The following is a 13615-nucleotide window of genomic DNA, read 5'->3' on the forward strand; positions in this document are numbered from 1 at the left end:
GCGGCTAGCGGTCCATCAGCACTATCAGGTCGGTGGTGGAGGGCTGGGCCCTGGTCGTCCCGATGATCTGCAGGATCCGTTTGAGCGTCCCGTGGACGAAGGCCACACGCAGCCACCCGTCCATCGTGGCGGCGTGATGGTGACATTCCAGCAGGGCCCACACGCCGACCGAGTCGCAGAAGGTCAGCTCGGCGACGTCCGCGATGAGACGGGTACGGCCCCGGTCGACCAGCCGTTCGACCGTCCGGCGCAGCCGATCGGCCGAGAGACGGTCGAGCTCGCCGACCAGTGTGATCACCGAGCAGGTGTCGTGATCGGTGACCGTGATCGACAGTGGGGTCATGCAGGCTCCTGTATCGGCCTCAGGGTGCGGGCGGTGAACGCCGGCGGGACGCACGGGCGAGTGTCGAGGGCGGGCCGGACATGGGCCGGGCCCGTCGTGGGGGCACACCTGGCGGTGCGGCCCGCGACCGGACGGCTAGGAAGGGCCGCTGGTGGCCAGGGAGGGGTCCGGCAGGCCGATCACGTCGCGTACGGCCTGGTCGACGGTGGCGTACACCCTGATCGCGGGAGCGGGCCGGTCCGACTCCGGGTCGCGCATCAGCGTGATCAGCCGCCGTAGCACGGGCGCGGGCTCGGCGACGACCAGGGAACCGCCCGTGGCGGCCATGATCGTGTGCATGCTGATCAGCACCCGCAGACCGCACACGTCGCAGAAACGCAGCCGGTCGGCGGCCACGATGACATGGCGGACGCCCTGGCCGGGCAGTGGGAGCAGAACCGCGTCCAGCAGGACGGCGCTGTTGAGGTCGAGTTCACCCTGAAGGGCGACCACCGCGGCATCCTGGCGCGTGGTGACCAAGCGCACCGACAGCTTCATCGAGAACCCCTCTCGCCACAGTACGGGCCGCCGACGATCCGGAGGCCATGGGGGAGGTCGAGACGGGGGTCGATGATCAAGAGCACTAGGCGTTCACCTTCATGGGCATGACGAGAAGGCGGCCGCGTCTCTGGACCAACACCCACCTTATCCCACCCGTGGCCGAGCGTCGGATGGGGTGGGGGAGCCCGGGAGGGGCACCGAGGGCGTCCCGTACCCGTCGTCATGACCCGCCATCCGGAGCGCGGGCCACCGGGCACGGTCCGGCGCGTCGGCACGTCGGCTCGTCCGGGTCGTGAACACCCTGGGCCGGGACGAAATACGCGGCGTCATCCCGTGAAGTGGTGTCGGGAACACGAAGAGAAAAAGAAAATCGACGGCGTCCGGATGGCGTGGAAGACCGGTGTGAACACGTGAAATCCAAAAGGCCAGATCAGTCGTATAGCGACTGACCTGGCCTCTTGCCATTCGGAGCGGACGACGGGAATCGAACCCGCGTAGCCAGTTTGGAAGACTGGGGCTCTACCATTGAGCTACGTCCGCGCGAGCCGGCGTCGGTCTGGTCTAGACTTCATCCGTTCGTCAGGGCGTAATCGTACCGGAGATCCGGAGCGTGCGCGCACTCGACCTACTCGGGGTGTGGCGCAGTTTGGTAGCGCACCTGCTTTTGGGAGCAGGGGCCGCAGGTTCAAATCCTGTTTCACCCCGACGTATGCCGGGCACCGGTCTCACCGGTGCCCGGCTCTCGTCTTTCCGGACACCTCCGGGTCGCGCGTGAGAAGCGTCCGGGGTCGTGCGAGGACGTCCGGGGTCAGGCAAGGCGTCCGGGGTCAGGCGAGGGCGTCCGGGCACGTGCGAGGGTGCGGGCCGCAAGGCCGTTCTCCAGGGAGTGCGGGACGTGCCGCGCGGGTCTCGTACGGGATCCCGCGTCGTACGCGGGTGAGCGCGGCCGGGGCGGTGACGGGGCGGTGGCGAACGGGCCGGTGACGTCAGTGGCGGGCGCTGAAGAAGGCCCAGACGGCCTTGCCGCCGCGGTTGAGGTGGTCCCAGCCCCAGCTCTGGCTGTAGGTCTCCACGATGTAGAGCCCCCGGCCGTTCTCCGAGATGAAGTCGGGCTCCTTGGGGGTGGGGACCTCGTTGCTCGGGTCGGTCACGGCCAGCAGCACGTGGGGCGAGAGGCGGAGCAGCACCAGGGTGATCGGTGTGGCCTCGGGCTGACCGTTCGGGCACAGCGCGTAACGGACCGCGTTGGTGACGAGTTCCGAAACCACTAGCGCTGCGTCATCACTGAGCTCCTCCAGCCCCCAGTCGTGCAGGGTGGAGCGGGTCACGTCCCGGGCGGTCTTCACCGAGTCGGCCTGCCGTGGCAGCGGGCACGCGGTGGCGCCGGAGTGATTGGCCACGAGCAGCTCGTCGAAGCCGACCTCGCGGGTCGCCTGCAGGTAGTCGGCAGCCGATTTTGGCTCCTCCACCATCCTGCCGGTACCTCCCGCTGTCATCGTGAGTCTCCGTACCACTTGAGAGTTTTCAGAGGTTGTGCACCATAAGCCCAATATGCACTAGGCCATCATGGGTCACCGGCAGGTCCGCTGCAAGACCCAAATGCACGTGCAGTTGCAATGTGCAGCCGCATGAGCGGTTTGGTCGCCGACTTGGCGAATTAGGCAGGGTGTTGAGACCTTGTCATCGCGGCCGGAAGTAGTGACACTGTGTGCGCTGGCCCAAGTACAGAGGGAGGCGAAGTGACGCAGGTTCAACCGGGATCAGGTCCCACAGCTCTGCGTATCCTCTTGGGCTCCCAGCTGCGTCGCCTGCGTGAGGCCAAGGGGCTCTCACGCGAGGAGGCGGGCCATCTGATCCGCGGCTCCGAATCCAAGATCAGCAGGATGGAGCTGGGCCGGGTCGGTCTCAGGGAACGGGACGTGGCCGATCTGCTCACCTTTTACGGGGTGGAGGACGAACACGCCCGATCCGCGGTGATGGACCTGCTGCTGAGGGCCAACGAGCCCGGCTGGTGGCACCGGTTCAACGACCTGCTCCCCTCCTGGTTCCAGACCTACGTGGGCCTGGAGGAGGCCGCCTCCAGGATCCGCACCTACGAGGTGCAGTTCGTCCCGGGTCTGCTGCAGACCAAGGAGTACGCCCGCTCGGTGATCACCGCGGGCAGCGCCGGCGTCTCCCCCGAGGAGATCGCCCGCCGCGTGGACCTGAGACTGGAGCGCCAGCAGGTGCTCGAACGGCCCGGCGGGCCGTTCTTCTGGGCCGTCATCGACGAGGCCGCCCTGCGGCGCCCCATCGGCGGCGCGGACGTCATGCGGGCCCAGCTGGAGCACCTTCTCGAACTGATGCGCAAGCCCAACATCACGATCCAGGTGATGCCCTTCAGCTTCGGCGGCCACAGCGCCGAGGGCGGCGCCTTCAGCATCCTGCGCTTCAACGACAGCGAGCTGCCGGACGTCGTCTACGTCGAGCAGCTGGCCAGTGCCCTCTACCTGGACAAACGCGAGGACGTCGACCGCTACAGCGAGGTCATGGAACGCCTGTGCGCGGTCAGTACCACCCCCGGGGAGACCAACGACATCCTGCGGCGGATCATCAAGGAGGACTGAGCGGTCATCGGTCGCTCCCCGGTGCCGCTCTGCCCTAGACTGGCCAGCGGCGCTGAACACCCGCCGCAGTGGAGCATGCCCTCATCTCGCATGTCTCCTCGGCCTGTGCCAGGTGCCGCTCATGTGGGCGCGGCGCGCGAGCTTGCCGCGGTAGCCGTTACGACTTGACGCGCCCGCGATCACTCGAAGCTTGATCAAGGAGACGACCCCGTGAAGACCGCTGTGGAGGAGCTCAGCCCGACCCGGGTGAGGCTTACCGTCGAGGTGCCGTTCGAGGAGCTCGGCGAGAGCCTGCAGGCGGCGTACAAGAAGGTCGCGCAGCAGGTGCGCGTCCCCGGGTTCCGCCCCGGCAAGGTTCCGGCCCGCATCATCGAGCAGCGGTTCGGCCGCGCCGTGGTGCTGGAGGAGACGCTCAACGACGCGGTGCCCAAGCTGTACGGCCGGGCCGTCGACGAGAGCGACATCTTCCCGGTCAGCCAGCCGGAGATCGAGGTCACCAAGATCGAGGACGGCCAGCAGGTCGAGTTCACCGCCGAGGTGGACATCCGCCCCGACTTCGAGGTCCCCGACTACCAGGGCCTCGAGGTGACCGTCCCGGTCGCCGAGGTCTCCGACGCCGACATCGACGCCCAGCTGGACGGCCTGCGCCAGCGCTTCGCCACCCTGACCGGTGTCGAGCGTCCCGCGGCCGCGGGCGACTTCGTGGTGATGGACCTGGCCGCCGCGATCGACGGTGTCAACATCGAGGAGCAGCAGGCCAACGACGTCTCCTACGAGGTCGGCGCCGGCTCGGTGCTGCAGGGCCTGGACGACGCCCTGGTCGGCCTGTCGGCCGGTGACACCAAGGAGTTCACCACCAACCTGGTCGGCGGCGAGAACGCCGGCGAGGAGGCCGTGGTCACCATCACGGTCAAGAACGTCAAGGAGAAGGTCCTCCCCGAGCTGGACGACGAGTTCGCCCAGCTCGCCAGCGAGTTCGACACCCTGGACGAGCTCAAGGACAGCATCCGCGAGCAGGCGCGCCGCAACAAGCTCATCGACCAGGTCGTCCAGGCCCGGGAGAACGCGCTCGACACGCTGCTCGGCAAGATCGACATCCCGCTGCCCGAGAGCGCCCTCAAGGCCGAGGTCGACAACCGCAGGCACAACCTCGAGCACCAGATCGCCGACAGTGGCCTGAGCAAGGAGGCGTACTTCCGCCTCTACCAGACCACCGAGGAGGAGCGCTTCGCCGAGTTCGACGAGAGCGCGGCCAAGGCCCTCAAGACGGGCTTCGTCCTCGACAAGATCGTCAAGAGCGAGGAGCTCGGCGTCAGCGAGCAGGAGCTCACCAACTTCGTGGTGCGCCGCGCCATGCAGATGAACGTCGCCCCCAACACGCTGGCCCAGCACCTGGCCGACAACGACCAGCTCACGCTGGCCATGGTCGAGATCGTCCGGGACAAGGCCAAGAGCGTCATCGGCGACGCCGCCAAGGTGATCGACGAGGCCGGCAACGAGGTCGACCTCAAGGCCATCTACACCGAGATCAACGGTGAGGAGCCCGGCCAGGCCGACGAGGCCGAGGCCGAGGACAAGAGCGAGGACAAGGCCGAGGCGAAGTAGCCCCGGACCGGTACGCACGTCGCCCGTGGCGCCCCCGCCGTGTTCTGCGGCAGGGGCGCCACGGTCATGCCGGGGCGCCTTTCACCGCTCGCGCCACGGGTCCGTGGAGCCCTCCGGCGCCGGGTGCGGGCTCTTCCGCTCTCACCGGGCCCTTCCGCTCCCACCGGAGCCCTGCCGCTCTTGTCCGGCCTTTCCGCCTCTCCAAGGCCCAGCCGGCTCCCACCGGGGCTCTGCTCGTCCCTGTCGGGCTCTTCCGCCCCCACGGGGCCTGCTGCTCCTACCGGACCCTTCTGCTCCCACAAGGGCTTTGCCGCTCCTGCCAGGGCCATGCCGTCCGTCGTGGGCCGGACGGACGCGTGGACCCTTCCGAGGGCCGCGTCCGTGCCCGGGGGTCGCGCCGAACGTCTCCTGCCGCTCCCCGCGACGGGTCCACACCCCGTTCCCCCGGTGTCCCGCGTGCCCCGGTCGTCTTCCGACGTCTCCCGGTTCCCCCGGTGCGGCCTCCGCGGACTCCGGAAGATCTCCGCGTGTCTCCGCGAGGTGCGACGAGGTGCGACACGCCGGGCGGACCACGTCCGGAAACCTCCTCCGGGGCGGCGGGCACGGGCCCGCGGACGTGCGCGGGAGGGCGCGCCCAGCATGCGCCGTCAGCGAACAGCGCGTTGAGGAGGCATGTCCGGTAGGCGGCGCGGGTTAAGGTCACAGGCAAAGCCAATCGATTACGACGCATCGGAAGGTGACGCTGTGACCAGCCCGCCGACCTTCTACCAGCCGACCGGCTCCGGGCCCGAGTCGATGAGCCAGCCGACCGGCTCGTTCAGGCTCGAAGACCAGCTCTACCAGCGGCTGCTGCGTGAGCGCATCATCGTGCTGGGCACCCAGGTCAACGACGAGATCGCCAACCGGATCTGCGCCGAGCTGCTCCTGCTCGCCGCGGACGATTCAGAACGCGACATCTGGCTCTACATCAACTCGCCGGGCGGTTCCGTGACCGCCGGTATGGCGATCTACGACATGATGGAGTACGTACCCAACGACGTGTGCACGGTCGCGATGGGCCTGGCCGCTTCGATGGGCCAGTTCCTCCTCTGCGCCGGTGAGCGGGGCAAGCGCTACGCCCTGCCGCACGCGCGGATCATGATGCACCAGCCGTCCGGTGGCATCGGCGGTACCGCCGCCGACATCGCCATCCAGGCCGAGCAGATGCTCTACGTGAAGAAGACCCTCGCCGAGCGGATCGCCTTCCACACCGGCCAGAACCTGGAGCAGATCGAGGCCGACTCCGACCGGGACCGCTGGTTCACGGCCGAGGAGGCCAAGGACTACGGCTTCATCGATCAGGTCGTGCGCAGCGCTCGGCAGGTGCCCTCCACGGGCGCCGTCTCCTGAAGGGGCACAAGGTGAGTGAGTTGATCCGGCCGGGAGACATCAACGGCCGCTACGTTCTTCCGTCGTTCACCGAGCGCACGTCCTACGGCATGCGGGAGATGAACCCGTACGCCAAGCTGTTCGAGGATCGCATCATCTTCCTCGGGGTGCAGGTGGACGACGCCTCGGCCAACGACGTCATGGCCCAGCTGCTGACGCTGGAGTCGCTCGACCCCGACCGTGACATCAGCATCTACATCAACTCGCCGGGTGGCTCGTTCACCGCCATGACGGCGATCTACGACACGATGCAGTTCGTCCGGCCGGAGATCCAGACGGTCTGCCTGGGCCAGGCGGCCTCGGCCGCGGCGGTCCTGCTGGCCGGCGGCACGCCGGGCAAGAGGTTCGCCCTGCCGAACGCCCGGATGCTGATCCACCAGCCCTCCACCGAGGGCGGCGGCCAGGGAAGCGACATCGAGATCCAGGCGCGTGAGATCCTGAGGATGCGCGCTCAGATGGAAATGATCATCGCTCAGCACTCGGGCAGGGCACCGGAGGCGGTCCGCAAGGACATCGAGCGGGACAAGATCCTTGACGCCGTGGAGGCCAAGGAGTACGGGTTGATCGACGACATCATCCCGTCCCGTAAGAAACTTGCCAAGGCCGTAGCCTCCTGACGAGGCACAGCGCACCGGAACCGTGCCGAATCCGGCACGTTCCGGTGCGACTCGCCGCTAGGGGGCTCACTGAGGGCTCAGAAGACGGTAACGTCGAAACCTAAGCGGGATGACTTTTCCATCGGGTATCGGGCCGATCGGAAGAAACGGACCGCGGCAGCCAGGGCGGTCCCACGCAAAGGAGTATCTGGGGTGGCACGCATCGGCGACGGGGGAGACCTGCTGAAGTGCTCTTTCTGCGGGAAGAGCCAGAAGCAGGTCAAGAAGCTCATCGCCGGACCCGGCGTATACATCTGCGACGAGTGCATCGATCTCTGTAACGAGATCATCGAGGAGGAGCTCAGCGAGTCCTCCGAACTCAAGTGGGACAGCCTTCCCAAGCCGAGGGAGATCTACGAATTCCTCGACGCCTACGTCATCGGTCAGGACCAGGCGAAGAAGGCTCTCTCCGTGGCGGTCTACAACCACTACAAGCGGGTGCAGTCCGGAGAGCGCGGGCGTGACGACGGCCTCGAACTGGCCAAGTCCAACATCCTGCTCCTGGGCCCGACCGGTTCCGGCAAGACACTGCTCGCCCAGACGTTGGCGAAGATGCTGAACGTTCCGTTCGCCATCGCCGACGCCACCGCCCTGACGGAGGCGGGCTACGTGGGCGAGGACGTCGAGAACATACTGCTCAAGCTGATCCAGGCCGCCGACTACGACGTCAAGAAGGCCGAGACCGGCATCATCTACATCGACGAGGTCGACAAGATCGCTCGTAAGAGCGAGAACCCGTCGATCACCCGGGACGTCTCCGGGGAGGGCGTGCAGCAGGCCCTGCTCAAGATCCTGGAGGGCACGACCGCGAGCGTTCCGCCCCAGGGCGGGCGTAAGCACCCGCACCAGGAGTTCATCCAGATCGACACCACCAACGTGCTGTTCATCTGCGGTGGCGCCTTCGCGGGCCTGGAGAAGATCATCGAGTCCAGGGTCGGCCGCAAGGGCATCGGCTTCAACGCGATCATCCGCTCCAAGGAGGATGTCGACAGCTCCGACATCTTCAAGGACGTGATGCCGGAGGACCTGCTGAAGTTCGGCATGATCCCCGAGTTCGTCGGCCGCCTCCCGGTGATCACGAGTGTTCACAACCTCGACCGCGAGGCGCTCATCCAGATCCTCACCGAGCCCCGCAACGCCCTGGTCAAGCAGTACCGTCGCCTCTTCGAGCTCGACAACGTCGAACTCGAGTTCACCGACGACGCGCTGGAGGCCATCGCCGACCAGGCGATCCTGCGGGGCACCGGAGCCCGTGGCCTGCGGGCGATCCTGGAGGAGGTCCTGCTCTCGGTCATGTACGAGGTGCCCTCCCGGCAGGACGTGGCCCGCGTCGTGATCACTCGCGAGTCGGTCCTGGAGCACGTCAATCCCACGCTCGTACCGCGTGACCAGCTCAGCAAGCAGCAGCGCCCGCCGCGCGAGAAGTCGGCCTAGGCGTTCCCGCGAGCCCGTGAGGCTCGCACGACCGGCGCCCCCCACGGGTCCTCCGTGGGGGGCGCCGGTCTTTTCGGTGCCGGAAACGGCTTTTCGGTGCCGGCACCGGCCGCGCGCCGCCCGGTGGCCGGGGGAGGGCGAGAAGCGCGATCCGCGGGACACGGGACCCGCGGACATCCCTAGACTTGGGCATCGTGACGACGCCAGAGCTGCCCACCCAGTACGCACCCGCCGACGTGGAGACCCGGAGCTACGAGCGCTGGGTATCGGAGGGATACTTCACCGCCGACCCGAGCAGCGAGCGCGAGCCGTACACCATCGTCCTGCCCCCGCCGAACGTGACCGGCGTCCTGCACATCGGCCACGCCCTCGACCATTCCGTCCAGGATGCGCTGACCCGCCGTGCCCGTATGCGCGGGCAGGAGACGCTCTGGCTGCCCGGCATGGACCACGCCGGTATCGCCACCCAGAACGTGGTCGAGCGTGAGCTCGCCAAGGACGGCCTCTCCCGGCACGACCTCGGCCGCGAGGCGTTCGTCGAGCGCGTCTGGCAGTGGAAGGAGGAGTCCGGCGGCCGGATCCTCGACCAGATGAAGAAGCTGGGCGACGGCGTGGACTGGTCGCGTGAGCGCTTCACCATGGACCCCGGCCTCTCCCGTGCCGTTCAGACGATCTTCAAGAGGCTCTTCGACGACGGGCTCATCTACCGGGCCGAGCGGATCATCAACTGGTGCCCGCGCTGCCTGACCGCGCTCTCCGACATCGAGGTCGAGCACAGCGAGGACGAGGGCGAGCTGGTCTCGATCCGCTACGGCGAGGGCGACGACTCCATCGTGGTCGCCACCACCCGGGCCGAGACGATGCTCGGCGACACCGCCGTGGCCGTGCACCCCTCCGACGAGCGCTACGCGCACCTGATCGGCCGGGAGGTGGAGCTGCCGCTCACCGGACGCCGGATCCCGATCGTGGCGGACGAGCACGTCGACCCCGCCTTCGGTACCGGTGCGGTCAAGGTCACCCCGGCGCACGACCCGAACGACTTCGAGATCGGCCGCCGCCACTCGCTGCCCTCCCTGACGGTCATGGACGAGCGGGGAGTGATCACCGCTCACGGCCCGTTCGAGGGACTCGACCGCTTCGAGGCCAGGCCGGCCGTGGTGGCCGCGCTGCGCGAGCAGGGCCGGATCGTCGCGGAGAAGCGCCCCTACCTGCACTCGGTCGGGCACTGCTCGCGGTGCAAGACCGTGGTCGAGCCCAGGCTCTCCCTGCAGTGGTTCGTCAACGTCTCGCCCCTGGCGAAGGCGGCGGGCGACGCGGTGCGGGACGGCCGGACGAGGATCCATCCGCCGGAGCTGGCCAAGCGCTACTTCGACTGGGTGGACGACATGCACGACTGGTGCATCTCCCGGCAGCTGTGGTGGGGCCACCGCATCCCGGTCTGGTACGGCCCCGAGGGAGAGGTCGTCTGCGTCGGCCCGGACGAGCAGGCGCCCGAGGGCTACGTGCAGGACCCCGACGTCCTGGACACCTGGTTCTCCTCGGGACTGTGGCCGTTCTCCACGCTGGGATGGCCCGACAAGACACCCGAGCTGGCGAAGTTCTACCCGACCACCGTCCTGGTGACCGGCTACGACATCCTGTTCTTCTGGGTCGCCCGGATGATGATGTTCGGCATCTACGCGATGGACGGCGAGCCGCCGTTCCGGACCGTGGCGCTGCACGGCATGGTCCGCGACCAGTTCGGCAAGAAGATGTCGAAGTCGTTCGGCAACGTCGTCGACCCGCTCGACTGGATCGAGCGCTTCGGCGCCGACGCCACCCGCTTCACGCTGCTGCGCGGCGCCAACCCCGGCTCCGACGTGGCGATCAGCGAGGAATGGGCCGGAGGATCGCGGAACTTCTGCAACAAGATCTGGAACGCCACCCGCTTCGCGCTGATGAACGGGGCGGTGACCGGCGAGCTCCCGACCGAGGAGCTCACCGCGGCCGACCGGTGGATCCTCTCCCGGCTCCAGGAGGTCATCACCTCGGTGGACGCGGCCTTCGAGGACTTCGAGTTCGCCAAGGTCTCCGATCTTCTCTACCACTTCGCCTGGGACGAGGTCTGCGACTGGTACGTGGAGCTCGCCAAGATCCAGATCGCCTCCGGCCAGGAGCACACCCGCATCGTGCTGGGCCACGTCTTCGACGCGTTGCTCCGCCTGCTCCACCCGCTGGTGCCGTTCGTGACGGAGGAGCTGTGGCGCGCGGTCACCGGGGGCGAGTCGATCGTGGTCGCACAGTGGCCGACGGTGCAGGAGTCGCTCCGTGACCCCTCGGCCGTGCAGGAGATCCTCGCCGTGCAGGGAATGATCACCGAGGTGCGCCGGTTCCGATCCGACCAGGGTCTCAAGCCGGGACAGCGGGTCGCGGCCCGGCTTTCGCTCGCCGGGACCGCGCTGGCCTCGCACGAGGGGGCGATCCGGTCGCTGCTCAGGCTCGACCAGCCGTCGGAGTCGTTCGCCGCCACCGCCCGGCTCGACGTGGCCGGGATCGCGGTGGAGATCGACACGGCGGGCACGATCGATGTGGCCGCCGAGCGCAAGCGCCTGGAGAAGGACCTCGCGGTGGCGCGCAAGGAGGCCGCCCAGGTCGCGGCCAAGCTCGGCAACGAGCAGTTCATGGCCAAGGCGCCCGATGACGTGGTGACCAAGGTCCGCTCCCGTGCGGCCCAGGCCAATCAGGACATCACCCGGCTGCTCGCCCAGCTGGCCGCGCTGCCGGCGGGCTGAGCCCGCCGGATACGGCTTTCGACGTCGGCCGGTACGCGTGCCGGACGGTGATGGATGCGCGGGGAACCCGGAGTCTCTTGACTCCGGGTTCTCGTGTTTGAGGTGTGGGAGCCCAGGGAAGACCTACTCGTTACCGGGAAGATGGCCCGGGGAGCCCTGGACGGCTGGTAATGTTCTTCATGCAGGGCGAGCCCCTGCAGCCCCCTAAAAAGATCCGACAAATCGGACATGCCAGTTTTGCTGGACATCGACCGGATGTTGGAGTAAGTTAGAGGGGTTGCCCTGGAAGCAGGGCGGTCGACATCCTAGTGGTGGCGACGGGTTCGGGTCGAGGGTCGGGAAAACCGACAGTTTGACACGAATCACGCGGATTCACTAGAATGGTAGTACGAAATGGAACGCCCCTGGCGGTCGGCCCGAACGGGTCCGAGTGGCCGGGTGTACGCGTCCGTTTCTTGAGAACTCAACAGTGTGTTAAAAGCCAGTGCATGAAGCACAACCCTGTCCTAACCACCCTTTTGCGGGGTGGGGGACGGATTCCTTTGGTTGAACATCCATCGCGTTCCCGGGCCTTGTGTTTTGGGGATGGTGGTGGGCTTTCAGCCGGGTAAGGACTGTTCAGACATTGTTTGGAGAGTTTGATCCTGGCTCAGGACGAACGCTGGCGGCGTGCTTAACACATGCAAGTCGAGCGGAAAGGCCCTTCGGGGTACTCGAGCGGCGAACGGGTGAGTAACACGTGAGTAACCTGCCCCTGACTCTGGGATAAGCCCGGGAAACTGGGTCTAATACCGGATATGACACATGTCGGCATCGATGGTGTGTGGAAAGTTTTTTCGGTTGGGGATGGACTCGCGGCCTATCAGCTTGTTGGTGGGGTAATGGCCTACCAAGGCGACGACGGGTAGCCGGCCTGAGAGGGCGACCGGCCACACTGGGACTGAGACACGGCCCAGACTCCTACGGGAGGCAGCAGTGGGGAATATTGCGCAATGGGCGAAAGCCTGACGCAGCGACGCCGCGTGGGGGATGACGGCCTTCGGGTTGTAAACCTCTTTCAGCAGGGACGAAGTTGACGTGTACCTGCAGAAGAAGCGCCGGCTAACTACGTGCCAGCAGCCGCGGTAATACGTAGGGCGCAAGCGTTGTCCGGAATTATTGGGCGTAAAGAGCTCGTAGGTGGCTTGTCACGTCGGGTGTGAAAGCTTGGGGCTTAACTCCAGGTCTGCATTCGATACGGGCTGGCTAGAGGTAGGTAGGGGAGAACGGAATTCCTGGTGTAGCGGTGAAATGCGCAGATATCAGGAGGAACACCGGTGGCGAAGGCGGTTCTCTGGGCCTTACCTGACGCTGAGGAGCGAAAGCGTGGGGAGCGAACAGGATTAGATACCCTGGTAGTCCACGCTGTAAACGTTGGGCGCTAGGTGTGGGGACCTTCCACGGTTTCCGCGCCGTAGCTAACGCATTAAGCGCCCCGCCTGGGGAGTACGGCCGCAAGGCTAAAACTCAAAGGAATTGACGGGGGCCCGCACAAGCGGCGGAGCATGTTGCTTAATTCGACGCAACGCGAAGAACCTTACCAAGGCTTGACATCGCCCGGAAAGCTTCAGAGATGGAGCCCTCTTCGGACTGGGTGACAGGTGGTGCATGGCTGTCGTCAGCTCGTGTCGTGAGATGTTGGGTTAAGTCCCGCAACGAGCGCAACCCTTGTTCAATGTTGCCAGCAACATCCTTCGGGGTGGTTGGGGACTCATTGGAGACTGCCGGGGTCAACTCGGAGGAAGGTGGGGACGACGTCAAGTCATCATGCCCCTTATGTCTTGGGCTGCAAACATGCTACAATGGCCGGTACAGAGGGTTGCGATACCGCAAGGTGGAGCGAATCCCTAAAAGCCGGTCTCAGTTCGGATTGGGGTCTGCAACTCGACCCCATGAAGTCGGAGTCGCTAGTAATCGCAGATCAGCAACGCTGCGGTGAATACGTTCCCGGGCCTTGTACACACCGCCCGTCACGTCACGAAAGTCGGCAACACCCGAAGCCCGTGGCCCAACCAGCTTGTCTGGGGGGAGCGGTCGAAGGTGGGGCTGGCGATTGGGACGAAGTCGTAACAAGGTAGCCGTACCGGAAGGTGCGGCTGGATCACCTCCTTTCTAAGGAGCACCGGCCCTTCCACCGATCCTCTGGGATCGTGGGGGTCCATGTCGTGTTCGTGAGCGAACGTCTCACGCTCG

General features: G+C 66.6%; 9 protein-coding genes, 2 tRNA genes and 1 rRNA gene. 8 read left to right on the plus strand and 4 right to left on the minus strand.

Annotated features, from left to right (window positions below):
- Positions 1–4: 4 nt before the first annotated feature.
- The 3 genes from ABD832_RS17110 to ABD832_RS17120 form a co-directional block, all read right to left on the minus strand.
- On the minus strand, positions 5–343 hold the full coding sequence (locus tag ABD832_RS17110; protein WP_344895748.1) for an STAS domain-containing protein: 339 nt from the start codon (positions 341–343) through the stop codon (positions 5–7).
- Between the two features lie 135 nt (positions 344–478).
- Entirely contained in the window at positions 479–880 is a 402-nt protein-coding gene (locus ABD832_RS17115) for an STAS domain-containing protein (RefSeq protein ID WP_344895751.1), read from the minus strand.
- 472 nt (positions 881–1352) lie between these two features.
- Positions 1353–1423 (minus strand) — tRNA-Gly (locus tag ABD832_RS17120).
- A gap of 90 nt (positions 1424–1513) precedes the next feature.
- Here ABD832_RS17120 and ABD832_RS17125 point away from each other — a divergent pair.
- A tRNA-Gln gene (locus ABD832_RS17125) sits at positions 1514–1589 on the plus strand.
- A 280-nt stretch (positions 1590–1869) separates the two neighbouring features.
- Here ABD832_RS17125 and ABD832_RS17130 read toward each other — a convergent pair.
- A complete protein-coding gene (locus tag ABD832_RS17130; protein WP_344895753.1) occupies positions 1870–2379 on the minus strand; it encodes an ATP-binding protein in 510 nt (169 codons plus the stop codon).
- Between the two features lie 243 nt (positions 2380–2622).
- Between ABD832_RS17130 and ABD832_RS17135 the strand changes: the two genes are divergently transcribed.
- From ABD832_RS17135 to ABD832_RS17165, 7 genes are all read left to right on the plus strand, one after another.
- Positions 2623–3489: a helix-turn-helix domain-containing protein gene (locus ABD832_RS17135; protein ID WP_344895756.1), complete on the plus strand. Its 867-nt coding sequence runs from the start codon at positions 2623–2625 to the stop codon at positions 3487–3489.
- A 210-nt stretch (positions 3490–3699) separates the two neighbouring features.
- On the plus strand, positions 3700–5094 hold the full coding sequence (gene tig, locus ABD832_RS17140; RefSeq protein WP_344895759.1) for a trigger factor: 1395 nt from the start codon (positions 3700–3702) through the stop codon (positions 5092–5094).
- Between the two features lie 744 nt (positions 5095–5838).
- Positions 5839–6483 carry a ClpP family protease gene (locus tag ABD832_RS17145; protein ID WP_386206743.1) on the plus strand — a complete coding sequence of 215 codons (645 nt, stop codon included), beginning with the start codon at positions 5839–5841 and terminating at the stop codon, positions 6481–6483.
- A gap of 11 nt (positions 6484–6494) precedes the next feature.
- Positions 6495–7139: an ATP-dependent Clp protease proteolytic subunit gene (locus ABD832_RS17150; RefSeq protein ID WP_344895762.1), complete on the plus strand. Its 645-nt coding sequence runs from the start codon at positions 6495–6497 to the stop codon at positions 7137–7139.
- 192 nt (positions 7140–7331) lie between these two features.
- On the plus strand, positions 7332–8612 hold the full coding sequence (gene clpX, locus ABD832_RS17155; protein WP_344895765.1) for an ATP-dependent Clp protease ATP-binding subunit ClpX: 1281 nt from the start codon (positions 7332–7334) through the stop codon (positions 8610–8612).
- Between the two features lie 185 nt (positions 8613–8797).
- Positions 8798–11383 carry a valine--tRNA ligase gene (locus ABD832_RS17160; RefSeq protein WP_413224982.1) on the plus strand — a complete coding sequence of 862 codons (2586 nt, stop codon included), beginning with the start codon at positions 8798–8800 and terminating at the stop codon, positions 11381–11383.
- 626 nt (positions 11384–12009) lie between these two features.
- Positions 12010–13534: ribosomal RNA gene (locus ABD832_RS17165) — 16S ribosomal RNA — on the plus strand.
- Positions 13535–13615 lie beyond the last annotated feature (81 nt).

Source organism: Streptosporangium longisporum, from assembly GCF_039534895.1.
Classification (GTDB): Bacteria; Actinomycetota; Actinomycetes; order Streptosporangiales; family Streptosporangiaceae; genus Streptosporangium; species Streptosporangium longisporum.